Annotated in this window: 9 protein-coding genes; 3 read left to right on the plus strand and 6 right to left on the minus strand. The window is 38.8% G+C overall.

The annotated features are described in order from the left end of the window. Window positions 1-390 precede the first annotated feature (390 nt). From GARC_RS20405 to GARC_RS20425, 5 genes are all read right to left on the minus strand, one after another. Complete coding sequence (locus GARC_RS20405; RefSeq protein ID WP_007623877.1) at window positions 391-990, minus strand: hypothetical protein; 600 nt, start codon at window positions 988-990, stop codon at window positions 391-393. Between the two features lie 333 nt (window positions 991-1,323). Beyond that, window positions 1,324-1,995, minus strand: a complete 672-nt coding sequence (locus tag GARC_RS20410; protein WP_007623878.1) for a hypothetical protein — start codon at window positions 1,993-1,995, stop codon at window positions 1,324-1,326. 413 nt (window positions 1,996-2,408) lie between these two features. Then, on the minus strand, window positions 2,409-2,696 hold the full coding sequence (locus tag GARC_RS20415; RefSeq protein WP_039990169.1) for a hypothetical protein: 288 nt from the start codon (window positions 2,694-2,696) through the stop codon (window positions 2,409-2,411). 227 nt (window positions 2,697-2,923) lie between these two features. Further along, window positions 2,924-3,148 (minus strand): hypothetical protein, encoded by a 225-nt coding sequence (locus GARC_RS20420; RefSeq protein WP_007623881.1) that lies wholly within the window; start codon window positions 3,146-3,148, stop codon window positions 2,924-2,926. Between the two features lie 12 nt (window positions 3,149-3,160). After that, window positions 3,161-4,321, minus strand: a complete 1,161-nt coding sequence (locus GARC_RS20425; RefSeq protein ID WP_007623882.1) for a Na/Pi symporter — start codon at window positions 4,319-4,321, stop codon at window positions 3,161-3,163. A gap of 368 nt (window positions 4,322-4,689) precedes the next feature. Here GARC_RS20425 and GARC_RS20430 point away from each other — a divergent pair, with 368 nt between their 5' ends. The 3 genes from GARC_RS20430 to GARC_RS20445 all read left to right on the plus strand — a co-directional run bounded on the left by GARC_RS20430 (window position 4,690) and on the right by GARC_RS20445 (window position 13,382). Further along, on the plus strand, window positions 4,690-6,798 hold the full coding sequence (locus GARC_RS20430) for a dipeptidyl-peptidase 3 family protein (RefSeq protein WP_007623883.1): 2,109 nt from the start codon (window positions 4,690-4,692) through the stop codon (window positions 6,796-6,798). A gap of 582 nt (window positions 6,799-7,380) precedes the next feature. After that, window positions 7,381-11,844, plus strand: coding sequence for an FG-GAP-like repeat-containing protein (locus GARC_RS20440; RefSeq protein ID WP_007623885.1), 4,464 nt, complete (start codon window positions 7,381-7,383; stop codon window positions 11,842-11,844). A 494-nt stretch (window positions 11,845-12,338) separates the two neighbouring features. Continuing rightward, window positions 12,339-13,382: a helix-turn-helix domain-containing protein gene (locus GARC_RS20445; RefSeq protein WP_081587596.1), complete on the plus strand. Its 1,044-nt coding sequence runs from the start codon at window positions 12,339-12,341 to the stop codon at window positions 13,380-13,382. Between the two features lie 187 nt (window positions 13,383-13,569). Here the strand turns inward: GARC_RS20445 and GARC_RS26070 are convergent, their stop codons facing one another. Then, a complete protein-coding gene (locus GARC_RS26070; RefSeq protein ID WP_007623893.1) occupies window positions 13,570-15,078 on the minus strand; it encodes a metallophosphoesterase family protein in 1,509 nt (502 codons plus the stop codon). Between the last annotated feature and the right edge of the window lie 175 nt (window positions 15,079-15,253).

The raw sequence follows: 15,253 nt of genomic DNA on the forward strand, positions 1-15,253 counted from the left end.
ACACACAGGTCATCAACGCATTCGAGGCATGGGTAAAGCAAAAACGCTACTTCGATGCGCATAACCTCAAGAGAGCAGTCAAAATATTACCGATAAGGCACAGGTACGCCTATAAATTCGATAAATGCTTATAATTCCCATCAAATAGGCTGAAACTTCCTCTAAGCCTCATATCTCACTCAACCCAAGCCATTTTTGCCCTGAAAATCGATATTGAATGTTTGGGTAATAGCCAGAATTTTATTATGGGTGGCTTGGTAAAACCGGCTTGGTAAAACCGGCTTGGTAAAACCGTTCGGGTCAGGTTCGTTGAAAGTAGATTAATTCTAGGCATAAAAAAGCTCCAAAGCCTTTGAAAGGAAGTGGAGCTAACTTACTGTTATATGGGGATTACTTGCGATTAGAGAATCGTAAACCTACAAGCAACAGGCCCAATAACGTTAGGTAGGCAGGCTCAGGCACCGGATTGGCGACAGTGGTTAATTGAAAACCGGCTATCGCAAACCCACCGTCGAATATGTCTGCACTTACGGTGATCTTACCGTTTACATCAGCGGTAATTGCAGAACTAAATATTGCTTGAGAAGACGCGACGTTATTAGAAATATTATTTGAAACTCCACTTAAAACATTCGCGCCATTGAATAACACTCTTTCGGCTACTGTGTTAACAGTATCAAGATCCCAAATTTCAAAAATAATCGAATCAATACCGAAACCGTTTGAAGATATCGTTATTTCGTCGCCTTTTCTTAGAACAAAGTTGGCGCCTCCACTAAATAAACCAGAGCCATCCTCGAACTCACCTAATGCGCTATTTGTATTAGCTGTATATTGCAGAAAAAGATTGCCAAAAGAAGGGATTGTGACGGTGTAGCCATCGGTTAAGTTTCCAGCGGTGCCACTAAGATCAACATTGATTAAGCTTGCTTTGGCTGGTAGAGCTAAAAATGCTAGCGCTAAAAACATCGTCATAACTTGCTTCTTCATACTACTATTTCCTAAATATTTTAATTAATTATAGTTATGCAAAAATCGAGCTGAGAATATAAGGTGTTGATTTCAAGTGATTTGATTGTGTCATTGTAGTTGAAGATACTAAATGTTGTAAAAAAACTGACAATATCTGTGGAGGTCATGTTAGTTGAAAGCAACGAGTGCACTGCGGTAACTATCATAATCTGGTTATATGGGTTTCTTGTTAATTTGGTTTTCACGATAGGGTGCGATTGAACTGTGTTGCCTATTGCTTCATTTAACCTAAAATGCGTTTAGATTCGCCCTAATAATAATTAGCGAGACACTCTTTTATCCAGAGTTGAGTTACATAGTATCTTCTATGTATTCACCCATTGCCTTTTTCACAGCTGACAAGATTTCGCTCCGCATAAGATCTTGTTCCTTAGCTTTGAAGCCCGATTTATTTTCAAATACTGTCTCAGAATTACTCACACGACTGACTTCCACGCCGCTATCATCTTCGATCAACACTCGAATATTCATTGTTACCAGCAACGCGTCATCATCAGACATGCCTGCTAGAACACTGTTTGGATCATTAATTTTATCGTTCGCTTCACGCGCTTTTTCTGCCTGCTTCCCTAAACCAAATATGCCTCCAAGTTCTGAAACCAAAGCCAAGCTTGTTGTCGCCAATTCTTTGGTGCTCATGCCATCTTTATGAGGTGTAAATGCAAAGGCAGGCGAACTAACCGTTATGATTGGACCAGACTTATAGGACTTTGATTTATATCGCTTTACACTAAACTCACCTGATTTACTCAGGGCTTTGGCAGCCGCCTTGGTTATATCGACCAAATAATTGCCCTCTGCGTCTCTAATCTTTTTTAAATAAATGACAGTTACGTCATCTTCAAAGTCGTCAAATTCATCAGCGATACTGCCACCTGAGACAACTAAAAAAGCAGTAAAGAATAAAGTAAGAAAAATAGCACGGGTAAAGAGATTTAATATTTTGGAGTGAATAGCTTGCATAACTTGAACCTCGCTCGATAAAAATATCAATGCAAAGTCAGAATACACAATGCCACATCAGATGGTTTTTATTATTTAGCAGAGACTGAAATGCCTCTGTGGTTTAAAGACTAGTAAAAGACTCCAATAAATTCAAACGCTTTTATTAAGTCCTCCAAAACGTTGGCGAGAAGAGATCAAGGGCAGAGTTGTTGACCTATAAATGACGGGTTCACTCTTTCTTTAATAGAAGTTCAGAAAGCAATTGGATGGATATTCTAATTATCATTGAAGTCTTGTTAATTATGTTCGGTGATTGAACGGTAAGGCGACTGACTTATCCCCTTATAGGTAAAGCTAAAGATATTTTGAAGGGTTAGTGCTCTCTTACGATGCGTGTCCATGTAATTGATGTTTAATTGTGATGTTTAGATTTATTTTTGAGGTTTTGATGTCATATGCCATGCATTACATTGCTCGCAGTAATAGGTGAAGAGTTTTGAGGTATCTGCTCCCTTGTTTAGTCTGTATATGACGGCTGCTTTGGCTTTAGATTGAGTTGTATAAAGGTGTTTGCCACATTGACCAATCACAGCTTCTAACTTTTCGCGTTTGGGAAGTAATGGCAACTCAACTGACGATTTGTTTTTTTGCCCTGTTTGACTGAGAGAGTCAATTAGCTCGATAAGCTTCAATCTCTCTTTTTGTTTACGATGATTCATTTATAAAAAAACAGCAAACTAGCCAGGTTGTACTTTTAGTTATCATTTGAATCACTCCACTTCGTGAATAATTTAGGTAAAAGGTCGACAATGACAACTATGCATTATTTATTAAATTAACTTCAATACGAAAATCCAAAAAAAGATCAGTATTTTAGTTGTGATGATTGTTCAATAGGGCGACTGACTTATCCCTTTATGGGGTAATGGAAGAGCGAATGTTGAATTTATTTTCGGTCTTTTAAGTCATTGATAAGATAGGCCAGAAACTGGCGAATTGTGTCTAAACTTAACTCGGCCCCTTTCATATGTTCTTCTAAATGTTCTATTTCATTTTCCTGCTTTAAAAATTCTCGTCTTTCAAGTTCTACAGTAAGTTGTTTAAGAGTCGTTTCTGTATCTGCAATTAAAGCACGTAGGCGATCGGTGCTTAGTACATTGACATTAGTCATATCATTAACTCCTTATTGGATTAGGTTTGAAACAAGGATGCATAAAGCAGGAATTACAAAAAATACAGCCAGAATATAAACTAAAGCAATTAATTTATTTTCTGAGGCCCTGCGCCCTAGCCATTCGGCACAGCGTACGGGTATATAGCGCAGAAATGGCACGCCATATATTAATACAACACCCAAAATATTGTACGTCAGGTGAATAAAGGCGATTTGTAAAGCCGCTTCACTATTACCTGTTACAGCTGTAGCTGCTAATACTGCTGTGACGCAAGTACCAATATTCGCACCCAATGTAAAAGGGTATATTTGTTTTAGATTAAACGCCCCAGAACCTGCCAGTGGCACCATAAGCGACGTAGTGGTTGACGACGATTGCACTAATACAGTAACTATTGTTCCAGAAAATATGCCAGAAATAGGGCTGCGGCCAATGGCTGCATGCATTATTTCACGGGCTTTGCCTACCATGAGTTTTTTAAGTAGTTTGCCTATTAATGTAATAGATACAAAAATAAGCATTATGCCGATGATAATCAAAATGACACCGCCAGTTTGATCGCCAAACGATTGCAAAGTATATTTCACATTACTAACGACTGGGGCCGTAGCTGCTTTTACAAAATTAAAGCTATGCATTGATACTTCACTACTTCCGTAAAATATCTGGGCTAGCATGGATCCTAATTTCTCAAGAAGGCCAAAAGCGATTTCTAGTGGTAAAAAGATAGCGACCGATAACAAGTTAAAAAAGTCATGTACTGTGGCTGCAGAGAAGGCTCTCGCAAATTCTTTTTTTGCTTTGACATGACCTAAGGAAACTATGGTATTGGTAATAGAAGTACCAATATTTGCACCCATAACCATGGGTACCGCAACGGAGACTGGTAATCCACCGGCGACTAATCCCACAATTATAGAAGTTACCGTAGAAGATGACTGGATTAATGCCGTGGCTATAGTGCCAATCACTAAACCTGCAAAGGGATTACTGGCAAATTCAAATAGTTCTTTCGCATGTCCGCCTGCGGCCATTTTAAAACCACCACCAATTAGACTAACTGCACAAATAAGTAAATAAACCAATGCGGCAACTGCTAGCCATTGTGAAAGATTATTTGACGCTCGATCGGAGTTGCTCGATTCAATTGTGCTAGCTAATTCACTCATATTACTTTCCAATTTTATTTATCAATGAAAGCTTACGAATGTAATGAGTCAGAGTTATGACAATTGCCGATAAGGAAGAAATAGTTTAGAACTGCGGAACTGCGAGGTCAGGTTTTTTGAAAGTGATAGCCGTCTATTATGACTCCCCGCCATTTTTTGTTCTCATAAGAAGTTTATTTGTAGATTGATTCCATTCAATTAACCTAGCTGATAGTATTTTTGTGTGTAGGGTTTAATATCCTGATAATAAATTTCGATATCTATAGCCATCATTATTTTATAAATAAAGGCATGGTACGGTTCGTCATATCAGTGTTCAAAAAATAAATAGCGTATTTCAACTAAAGCTCATTCTGGATAATAATAAAATGAAGTTAACTAAAATTACTGCAGCATTAACGCTTGCATTTGCCATGGCAGGTTGTACAGAACAGGCTACCGATAAATATTTAGAAGCAGAAAAACAAAAATCTGAATTAGTAGAAAGTCACTCGCAACAGAATAAAACTGAGGACGTTTCATTTAAATGGCAGGCAGAACGTTTTGCGGATATTCGGATCTTGCGTTATCAAGTGCCTGGCTTTGAAGAGTTAGCCTTAGAAACCAAAGAGTTATTGTTTTATTTATATAAAGCTGCGCTTTCAGGTAGGGACATGACATGGGACCAAAACTATAAATATAACTTAACGGTTCGCCATACATTAGAAGCTATTATTGCCGATTACTCAGGTGATAAAACCACTGATGAGTTTGCTAAATTCATCGAATATTCCAAGCTAGTTTGGTTTTCTAACGGGATCCATCATCATTACATGTCAGCTAAAATTATGCCTGAATTTAGTGCCGAGTCATTTGCGCTTTATGTTAATGATGTAGCGGATAAAGGAAACCTGCCATTAAATGAGCAGCAGAATGTTGAGCAGTTACTTAGCTTACTTACTCCTATCATGTTTGATCCAAAGATTGCTCCTAAAATGGTGGATCAATCAGCAGGTATTGACAATATTGTTGCCTCTTCGGTTAACTATTATGAAGGTGTTACAGAAGCAGAAGTTACCGAGTTTTATAAAAACAAAACCAATGTTGATGAAAAGCGCAAAGTGTCATGGGGGCTCAACTCAAAACTCACTAAAACTGATGGTCAGTTAGTTGAGCAAGTTTGGAAAGTGGGTGGCATGTATGACAAGTCTATTACTGAGATAGTGCAGTGGTTAGATAAAGCAGCAACCGTAGCCGAAAATGCACAACAGAAAAAAGCCTTAACCTTGCTTGCTAAATATTACCGCTCTGGTGATCTGAAAGATTTTGATGATTACTCTATTGAGTGGGTTAAAGACGTTAATTCTGACGTAGATGTTGTAAATGGTTTTATTGAAGTATATGACGACCCATTAGCATACCGTGGTTCATTTGAGTCTGTGGTTTCGGTCAAAGATCATCATGCGACAAAAGTTATTTCAAAGATTGCAGCACAAGCACAATGGTTTGAAGATAATTCGCCATTAATTGAAGCCCACAAGAAAAAAGAAGTAAAAGGTATAACAGGTAAAGCGATTACTGTGGTTGTTGAATCAGGCGACGCTTCACCATCAACACCTATCGGCATTAACTTACCTAATGCCAACTGGATCCGCGCTGAACATGGCTCTAAATCAGTGAGCTTAACCAATATTGTTGATGCCTATGATAATGTCAAAGGAGGCTCTTTAGCTGAATTTGCATGGGATGAAGCCGAGTTAAAACGTGGTAAAGAATTTGGACCTTTAGCCTCACATTTGTTAACCGACTTACATGAAGTGATTGGACATGCTTCAGGACAAATCAACCCAGGAGTTGGCACGCCTAAAGAAACCTTAAAACAGTATTCTTCTGCACTAGAAGAAGGCCGCGCAGATTTAGTGGCTTTGTATTATCTGATGGACGAAAAACTTATTGAACTTGGTATTATGCCAAGTTTAGAAACAGGTAAGGCTGCATACGATAGTTACATTCGCAATGGCATGATGTTGCAACTTCGCCGTTTGAAGAAAGGCGAAGTCATTGAAGAGGCCCATATGCGAAACCGTCAACTGGTTGCAAGTTGGGTGTTTGAAAAAGGTGCCACAGAAAACGTTATTGAAAAACGTGTTCGTGATGGTAAAACATATTTTTTCGTCAATGATTACATTAAGTTACGTGGCTTGTTTGGTGATTTATTACGTGAGCTGCAACGCATTAAATCCGAAGGTGACTTTGCTTCAGGTCAGGCCTTAATAGAAAACTATGCAGTTAAAGTTAATGACGACATTCATCAAGAAGTATTAGCAAGATATGAAAAATTGGATATTGCACCTTATTCAGGGTTTATAAACCCTAAACTGGAAGCTGTATATCAAGACGGAAAAATCATCGATGTTACCATTAGCTATCCTGATGATTTCCAACAACAAATGATGGAATACGCTGAAGAATATCAATTGTTACCTGTAATCAATTAAACGCCATTATTGATAAACGATTAACAAAAATAAAGGGAGCAGAAATAAAAAGGGGCGTTGTTACGTTAAGTATCAGGCCCCTTATCCTGCAGGGCAGTGCTGTTGAAACAATCAAACTAGCCACGAGTATAAATAATACATCGTTTGAGATGTCTTATTACATCACGCTTACCAATAGCGGTAATGAGGCGGTTGATAATGTACAAGTTACAGCAATGATACTAGAGGGTATTGATTTGAATAATCCCGGTGAACAGCCTACGGTTAATTTTCTCTTGATAATTGCGTGGTTAAATCAAGTTTTATTGTAGCAATAATACAAATTGAGACATATACGATAAAGATTGATACTTTTAGGCAAACATTCACTCCCATTGTGTCTATCTACACACATATTTTTTATTTACCCTAATCACAAAATAATTTGAATTTGCTACGTGTAATAACGTGAAATATTTATCAGTTAATATTTTAGTTATTTCAAGTGCCATTTTTATAAGTATGAAATCCCCACTATGTCTATAAAGAAGACCATTAAAAGGTCCAGCCATAAATTTATTATCAAAAAAGGTAGATATACACATGTTTAACCTGACACATAATTCAAAAAAGAAGTGGTTAGCTTCTTTTGCACTTATTACCAGTGTTGGCGTTGCTGTTGCAGCAAGCGTTAGTTTTTCTGATGATTTTTCAAATGATGTTTCAATTGACACGGTAAAAACCACGGCCAATTTATCGACTGAAGAGCAAGCAGTATATTTAGCTGGATCACAACCGCTACATAGATTACCCGACGAAAATATTGCAGGAGAAGACTTAGGCACTGAGACCGAAAGTACATGGGGGCTCGCCTTTGGGGATGTAAATCGTGACGGCTACTTAGACTTGGTGACTGGCAATTTAGGACAGCCCAATAAAGTATATATTTATGACAGTAGTAACGGTAATTTTGCAGCAACAGGCACAAATATAGGTAGCGAGTCAGATGCTAGCTATGATGTCGTTTTAGCTGATGTAGATAAAGATGGCGACCTTGACCTAGTGGTTGGTAATTATGGTCAAACCAATAAGTTATATATTTATGATAGTAGCACTAACAGTTTTGCAGCAACAGGCACAGATATTGGCAATGACACCGATAATTCATGGGGACTAGCTTTAGGAGATGTGGATGGTGACGGCGACCTTGATGTCGTGGCCGCGAATAAAGGTCAAACCAATAAATTATATCTTAATGATGGGACTGGCAGCTTTACAACAGGCGCAGGTACAAACATAGGTAGTGATACAGATAATACCCAGTCTATCGCCTTAGGGGATGTAGATGGTGATGGTGACCTTGATCTAGTGATAGGTAATGAAGGTCAAACTAATAAATTATACCTTAATGATGGAAGTGGTAATTTTTCGACTACAGGTACCGCTATAAGTAGTGATTTGGATGATACCGTTTTTAGCTCATTAGAGGACTTCGATGGTGATGGTGATCTTGATTTAATGACAGCTAATTATGGTACAAGCCATAAGTTGTATCTTAATAACGGCAATGGTGTTTTTGATACCGGCACTGCTATTGGCAGTGGTACGGATGATAGCTACGCTGGCTTCGTAGCTGATGTGGATAATGATGGCGACCTTGATTTAATTACAGGTAATGATAATCAAACCAATACATTATACCTTAATGATGGCCGCGGTGGTTTTGCAACCGGCTCAGCGATAGGTAGTGATACAGATAATTCTCGTGCTTTAGCATTTTCAGATGTAGACCATGACGGTGGCCTCGATCTAGTGGTAGCTAATGACAATCAAACCAATAAACTTTACCAACAAGATGACCAAGGTGATTTTACTGCTACAGGAATAGATATTAGTAGTGAAACAAATAATTCCCATAATTTAGCTTGGGGGGATGTAGATAATGATAATGATCTGGATCTTGTTGTAGGTAATAGTGGTGTGAACAGACTTTACCTTAGCGATGGCAAGGGCCGCTTTACAGCAGGTACCAATATTGGTAGCGAAACGGACATAAGTGAAGCTCCAATTCTAGTTGATATAGATGCTGATGGTGATTTAGATCTGGTAGTCGGCAATATCAGTCAAACCAACAAAGTATATTTCAATGATGGCACGGGTAGCTTTTCCGCTACAGGCACTGCTATTGGTTCTGAAACTGATAATACTTGGGCTATCGCTTTGGCTGATTTAGATGGAGATGGAGATATCGATCTTGTAGCAGGTAATCAAGGTCAAACGAACAAAGTTTACCTTAACGATGGCAGTGGTAGTTTTGGAGCAAGCTCTAGCATAGGCACTGATACGGATGATACCTATGACATAACCTTAGTGGATATTAATGGTGACGGCCACCTAGATGCGGTAGCGGGTAATTTTTTACAAACCACTAAGGTCTACCTGAATGATGGTAATGCTGTTTTTGCGGCAGGTTCAGATTTAAACACGGATGCGGGCAAAACTCGACGTGTTGTTTTTGCTGATTTAGATAATGACGGTGATATGGATTTGGTGGCAGGGAATGATAGTGCTGTTAATAAATTTTATCTTAATGATGGCAGCGGTAATTTCCCCGCAGCGGGCACCGATCTTGGTAGTGAGCCTGACGACCGCATAGGTCTTGCGCTCGCTGACATGGATAATGATGGTGATATCGATGTAGTAGCAGGTAATTATAATAAAACCAACAAACTCTACCTCAATGATGGTAATGCTGGTTTTTCTGCCACAGGTATAGAAATTGGCAGTGAAACGGATCAAACTTTTGCTATAGCTTTGGTCGATTATGACGGTGATGGTGATATTGATGTGTTATCAGCGAACTCCAATCAAACCAATAAACTTTACCTTAATAACGGTAACACTAGTTTTACGAATACCGGTACAGACTTCGGCAGTGATTCAGGTCAATCTGTTACAGCAGCATATGCTGATATCGATAATGATGGTGATATCGACCTCGTGGTCGGTAATGAATCTCAAACTAATCAACTCTTCCTTAATGATGGTAGTGGTAATTTTCCTGCCGTTGGTACTGATATTGGTAATGATACAGATAATACCCAGTCTATCGCCTTAGCTGATGTCGATAATGATGGTGATCTGGATGTGATTGCTGGTAATTTATCAGAAATCAATAAACTCTACCTCAATGACGGCAGTGGTGGTTTTTCTGCCACAGGCACTGATATTGGTAGTGAAAGCGATAGCACCACAGTGATTGCTGTTGGCGATGTTAATAGCGATGGGCACATTGACTTAGTGGTAGGTAATTCCGGCGCTGTAGAAAATAAGCTTTACCTTAATGACGGCAGTGGCGGTTTTTCAGCTACAGGTAGCAATATAGGTAGTGAAGCGGATAGTACTTATTCAATTGCCCTACAGGATATTAATAAAGATGGCTTTTTAGATATTATAGTCGGAAATGAACAAACAACAAATAAGCGTTACCTTAACGATGGTAATGGCGGTTTTCCAGCAACAGGTACCAACATTGGTATTCAAACCGATGATACCGCGTCTCTTTCTTTTGCTGATATCGATAATAATGGCACCGTGGATATGATAACGGGTAATTATTTTCAATCAAATAGACTTTATTTCAATGATGGTAATGGTAATTTTCCAGCTGTACCTACTGATATTGGTAGTGAATTAGATAGTACCCGTACTGTCATTTTTGCTGATGTTGATAAGGATGGCGATAAAGACATCTTGGTCAGTAATCAATCGAACACTAATAAAATTTATTACAATAATGGACAAGGTGCTTTTCCCGCAATAGGCGTTGATATAAACAGCGTGGCTGATAATACCCGTGCGATGGTATTAGCAGATATAGATAAAGATGGCGACTTGGACTTGATTGCATTTAATCGTGGACTAGCCAATAAACTGTATAAGCAGCTTAGCCATAATATTCATGCCAACCAGATTTACTCAAATAAAGTTAATGGCAGTGTGACAGAGGTTGTTGATGTTACGTTAACGGCTACCGCTACAATAAATACAGCCGATACTCGCAATACGTCTATTGATTATTATGTAACCAATGATGGCGGTGCGAAATGGCACAGCGTTAAATCTGGTGCTAATTTCATTTTCCCTGAAACTGGCACCGATGATATACGCTGGCGTGCACAATTGAATTCAATATCACCTGTTATTACCCCTGAATTGTCAAATGTTGAATTGTTGTTTACAGCAGTGCCTAAAATTACAGGTGCTACTTACGATATTCTTGTTGGTAGATTAACAATAACTGGAATTAATTTTGCTGATAAAACCGGTGCAAATAATGATATTGATGCTTCAATGTTTAGCTTCACAGGTGAAGCCAGCGCTAGTTATACATTAACGGACACGGCTGATGTTGACATAACTAGCTCAACAGAATTTACGCTAACACTCAGTGCAACAGATAAAGTAGCAATTAATGCGTTAATCAATAAAAACGGCTCAGTTTCAAATGACGGTACAGTTTATAACTTAGCAGCGGCGGAGGATTGGAATACAGGCGCTAAAGCTAGCTTAATCATTGCAGATAGTACAACGCCAATCCCAGCAAGTAATCTTAATCAAGCACCAACTATTGGCGGAGTGCCTGTAGTAACTGCCTCAAAAGGTGTAAATTACAGCTTCATCCCAACATTTGCGGATAGTAATACAGGTGATACAAAAACCTTTAGCATCACTAACAGACCTGATTGGGCAACGTTTAATACTGGTAACGGTGCATTAACAGGTACACCAGATAATGGTGATATTGGTACAACCACTAATATCGTTATTACAGTAACCGATAGTGGAGGCTTAAGTGCAAGCCTAGCAGCTTTTAATATCAAGGTTTCTTCAACAGCTGTAACACCAACACCTGTAACACCTCCAGCCCCTCCACCACCATCATCTGTTACTACTACCACAGTGACAGTGACTAAAGGTTCAAAAGGCGGCAGTATGGGAATAATTCTTATCGCCTTAATGGGGCTAGTGTTATATCGTGTACGTCGACAGCAACAGATGAGCTAAAATAAGTTGCATGGGCCACAGCAAACATGAGTTTTACTGTGGCTTATCCACTGCTTTCAGCCTCTAACGCTTTAGCTTCATTTTAAGAAAAAATTCCAGTGGACGCCAAGCGACAAGGGGTACTTATACCTTGTTCGATGTATTGTTTCTCACAGTAGCAGCTGTCATTGGTGGCTTTCAAGGCTGGGAAAATATAGCTGGTTTTGGATATTGCCATTTGGATTGACTAAAACAGCACTGTGACTATCCTTAAGGCGACACCATTGCCCGTTTGGTTAGCAGTATTGACCGCTCTCTTTTTAGTCAGCCTTCACCTAATGGATGCAATCCACAGAGACAAACAACGAATGCGAAGTTACTGCAATTGATGGAAAGTCGTTAAGCGGCTCTTTTAACCGCATCGACAGACAATCCACCATTCATATGTCGTTTTGATACTGCAAATATCAGTTCAATTGTGTAAGATCTTATAACCTAAATTATTAAGATTTTGCATGACACAGAAAATATCATCTTTTCATTTTTGTACTTCTGCACTTCCTATCGAACATAAAAAAGTTGCGTGGCGAGACGTCATGCATCCATTTTATCAAACGTCAGACCAAGTTGAAGATGCGATATTTGAAGCCAAGGTAAGCGGTTATTTTTTTAAAAATTTCTTGTGTATTAATGCAGAAGCCGATCCGCAAAATTATTACAGTGGTACAGAACGAGCACTTAAATCTGGCTATGATGGCGTGATTGTTAAATTAATTTTAGAGGGACATTGTGACTTTTCTGGTGATGCCAGTAGTATTCGCAATGGTGCGGGCGGTATAACTATCCTTGATATGTCACGGGAGGTCATTGGCATCACCCCTAAAATTGATACTATTAACCTGGTTATACCTAGACATGTTCTAAGTAAACATATCGTCAATATAGAGAGTTTACATCTGCAAACGTTAAACCAAGCAAGTGTGATGACTCGCCTGTTAGTAAATCATATGACAATGTTAAGAAAAGAAGCAAAATCTATTACTCAAAATGAAATATTAGACGTTTCTAAATTGACTATTGAATTGGTCATATCTGCCTTACAAAATCATATCAAGACAGCTAATCTTGCCCCCCCTAGATCAGAGAATTCGCTATTATTTAAAATTAAAGAATATATTTGTTCAAACATTCAAAGTACTGATTTAAGTGTGGTTAATATTTGTACAAAATATCATATTTCTAGAGCAAAACTTTACCGTATAACTGAGCCTTTAGGGGGCGTTGCAAGCTTTATTCGAAAGCAGAGGTTACAGCATGCCTATCGTTTGGTGCGTAGTAATGAGGAAACAAAAGTACAAGTATCTACTATTGCCTTTCAGTCAGGTTTTAAGTCTTTATCTAATTTTAGTTTGTTATTTAAAGAAGAGTTTGGGATATCACCTTCAGAATCTATTCAGTTAAATAATACCTACAAAAAGGTTGATTTGAATAATCCTAATGAACAGCCTATGGTTAATTCTCTTTTGATAAGTGCGTGGTTAAATCAAGTTTTATTGTAGCAATATACTAATTGAGACATATACGATAAGGATTGATACTTTTAAGCAAACATTCACTCACTCTCTTTGTGTATATCTACACACATATTTTTCTTTAGCTTACCAATAAAGTAATTTGAGTTAGTGGTTTTTAATAAACGACTAACCTCCCTTTTAATATCTGGATTGTGTTGAGAGGTATTGAATCTCAACTTGACCAAACTGGTGTGGTACAGCCGATATGATAGATGTCTTCTTTTATGCCATGTTCACTTAGTGTCAGCATAGCAAAACCATTGGCCGCTCTCGGGCTGGAGTAGTACAGCTCTTGCAGCCTGGAAGTTGAGTCTAATGGTGCGTCAGAATACCAATCAACTGTATTTTGGCAGTTGGCCATACCAGGAGGAATGGCAAAAGGCATGGCACTATGTCCAATACATCGACTTTTTACTGATCCAGAATTAGCATTTGCACTGTAAACTGCGCCTAAGTGGATATGTCCCCAATACCAATAATCTGGCGTGATAACACGGGTAACATCATCCCACAGATATTTTGAAGAGCTGGCTCCATCGGTACTCAGACCGGTATGGTGCGACATTAAAATTACTTTTTTGCCGCTGACACCTAATTTTGACAAAAATTGATATTGTGGGTTTTTTGCTTGATCGCCCAACCCTCCTTGCATATACAAAACGGAGGGATCAAAATAAGCAGAATCAATCCCTGCAATAATCCAGTCAGCAAATTCTAGCGCAAAATAACTGCAATTTTGTTGTGAAGAAAATAACGGATCCGTTAATGCCTGCTGATAATAACCATAAGCCCCGCCGTACATTTCATGATTAGAGTTGAGGGTAAAACAGCGACCATTGCGAGCCAGATTAGGGTATAACTTCAATATATTGACTAAATTATCTACTTCTTCGTTTGCTGGAGACCGATGCGCGCCAGTGCCAGAATAATAGGTATCGCCTAAATGAATAATGTAATCGGGAGGGGGGCAAAGTTGAGCTAGGCTATCCATTACCGCACAAGCTGGACCATTCTGGTTGGCTAAGCCAGTTAATGGATACTTTCCTGAACCCCAATCACCAATAATGGCGATCCGTACTTGATTATCGTGAGACGATTGTAATTCAAATGGCTGATCCCAATCATGAGTTTGAAAATCGGCAATGCCATACCCTTTACCAAACCATTTAGGTAAATGATTTAATAAATCATTTTTTAGTGTCCAGGCCCATCCCGGATCGAGCTGTTCATATTTATGAGTACCGTATATGTCACCCCACTTATTGCATTTAACATTGGAGGTATTGGGTAATGATGATGCTAAGTTAGCAAACTGCTGTTGAGTAAACGCGGGGGCCGCAGCGACACTGGCCATGGCATCCCAGAGCAATTTCAGCGCTGGAATGGCATCTATTTCCTGCATTAATTGAACTGGGGGATAATGCAAAAAATATAGCAAAAATGCCACTTCACCATCTCCTTCCCAGGGGGCATTATCATCCACCTGCTCTGCCATCAGTGAACGCAAGTCCTGACTTGCTCCATAATGCTGGATTTCAAGTTCCTCTAGTAATGTGCCTATGTAGTCGGATAAATCCTCCACTGAAAAATCATCTTCAGTGTTAGACATAAATAATTCCCTGCCCATTCCATCTGACAACAAAGGCAGTATTCTGCCTTTGTATTGTTGTTTATTTGGCATATTCTTGTCCTGTTTCATTGTAAGTTTGCATATGAATTGGCTGGTTACAATCGGTGATAAAAAAATAAAACAAGACAAAGCAGGAAGGATAAAACTGGATTCGATTTCCTTATCTAAAAATTCTTAAGCTAACCAGTTTTTTAAAGATAGAAGCTTTTGATGCCATGTCAATAGG

This window comes from Paraglaciecola arctica BSs20135, assembly GCF_000314995.1.
Taxonomy (GTDB): domain Bacteria; phylum Pseudomonadota; class Gammaproteobacteria; order Enterobacterales; family Alteromonadaceae; genus Paraglaciecola; species Paraglaciecola arctica.